The organism is Ruegeria intermedia (genome assembly GCF_900129345.1).
Classification (GTDB): domain Bacteria; phylum Pseudomonadota; class Alphaproteobacteria; order Rhodobacterales; family Rhodobacteraceae; genus Ruegeria; species Ruegeria intermedia.
Genome location: NZ_FQVK01000069.1, coordinates 1 through 1,629, shown reverse-complemented (window position 1 = coordinate 1,629; position 1,629 = coordinate 1). Strand labels below are relative to the sequence as shown.

Annotated in this window: 2 protein-coding genes and 1 tRNA gene; 1 reads left to right on the top strand and 2 read right to left on the bottom strand. The window is 52.8% G+C overall.

Translation table 11 applies throughout. The annotated features are described in order from the left end of the window. Positions 1–259: 259 nt before the first annotated feature. Complete coding sequence (locus F3H26_RS19210) at positions 260–985, top strand: tyrosine-type recombinase/integrase (protein ID WP_149777566.1); 726 nt, start codon at positions 260–262, stop codon at positions 983–985. An 80-nt stretch (positions 986–1,065) separates the two neighbouring features. Here F3H26_RS19210 and F3H26_RS19205 read toward each other — a convergent pair. Continuing rightward, positions 1,066–1,155 (bottom strand) — tRNA-Ser (locus F3H26_RS19205). Positions 1,156–1,478: 323 nt separating this feature from the next. After that, positions 1,479–1,629, bottom strand: a 151-nt coding sequence (locus F3H26_RS19200; RefSeq protein ID WP_149777052.1) for a transposase, incomplete at its 5' end; no start/stop codon positions are given.

Sequence of the window (1,629 nt, the reverse complement as noted above, 5' to 3'; positions counted from 1 at the left end):
CGGCAACGAAAGCTGGCGCTTCAAGAACCGGGCCTAATGCCAATCCCAAACCCCGCAGGCCCGCCACTGCTGCGTTAATTGGAGACTACGCAGCGCCGGGCCTGCTAACCACCAAAGGGGGTCAAAATTGGATGCCGATACAGGGTCAGTTTTGAATGCCGATTGACAAACTGAGTATCGGAAGCTCAAACCAAGCACAAAAGCTGTTTATCGGGGAATCCTGGAGGAGTTTCGAGGCAAATACGGTCACCTTTCGGCTGTGAGCATCAGCAGGCGCCATATCAAGACTATCCTCGATCAGAAGGCCGGCACCCCTTTCGCGGCAAAGAAACTTCGTCATCGATTGATGGCACTGTTTCAAGAAGCGATAGATTTGGAGTGGAGAAACGACAATCCAGTGGCGAACATCAAGCCTATCAAAGCCAAATCCAAAGGTTTCCATACTTGGACGGAGGAAGAGATCTCGAGATTCTTAGACTGCCACAAGCCAGGCTCTGTCCCACATACGGCCATGATCTTAATGCTATATACGGGCACCGCCAGGGTCGATGCGGTCAAGCTGGGCTGGTCAAACGTTGCCGGCGGGAGATTGACTTACGTTCGTCAGAAAACGGAAGCCGCCGGTGGAACAGAGATCAGCATACCGATTCACCCGACTCTCCAAGCCGTTCTCGACACGCTCCCCGCAGAAAATGAAACCTTTCTGCAAACCAAAGCTGGCAGGCAAAGATCCGAGAAAGGTCTCGGTAAAGACATGCGGGAGTGGTGCCAAGCTGCAGGACTGTCAAGATGCACTTCCCACGGACTTCGGAAAGCGATTGCGAGGCGCCTCGCAGAAGCTGGTGCCTCTGCTCATCAAATCATGGCGATTACCGGCCATAAGACAATTTCTGAGGTTGAGCGCTACACCAGAGAGGCTGATCGAGCTAAAATGGCGAGAAGCGCTATGAAGAAGATGACAAAGAAGTTTGGCAACACCAACTAAAATGACGGTTGGCGAACCAATGAAGAAGGTTCGCCAGCTCTTCCCATAACCCACTGTATGTAAGGGAAAAAATATAATGGTGGCGGAGACGAAGGGATTCGAACCCTCGAGACGGTTTCCCGCCTACTCCCTTAGCAGGGGAGCGCCTTCGACCACTCGGCCACGTCTCCGCCGATGCGTATACAACCCTATTCACCTTGCTCACAAGGCAAAAAACGATAGGCAATCGAATTTTGTGGGACGGCCATAAAATGTGCAAGCCAAGCAGAACAAAGCGTGATTGCGCGCGCGAAGGGGGCAAGTTATTGGCAACAAAATTCAAGTATTTTTCTTCGCTTCTCTAGCCGCAGTGGCGTGTTCCATGAAACGCCCTCGATCCCAGTTAGAGTATTCTGCATGGCATCCCTGGCTGAAAGATGAGCGGAAACGCATGAAAAAAGCATCGAAGGTCGTGGACGCCCTCTCCTGCCACGGGATTTTTCCTCCAGGTCGCCTAGGTCACCGACTCATAGACGCGCAACCAGATGCGTGTTGCGGCGAGTTTGACTGGGGCGAGGAAGTTGGCGTCATGTTTCTCGTATCTGGTGGCGATGGCCCTGTAGTGCTTGAGCTTTGAGAAAAACCGTTCGATCCGGTTGCGCCGC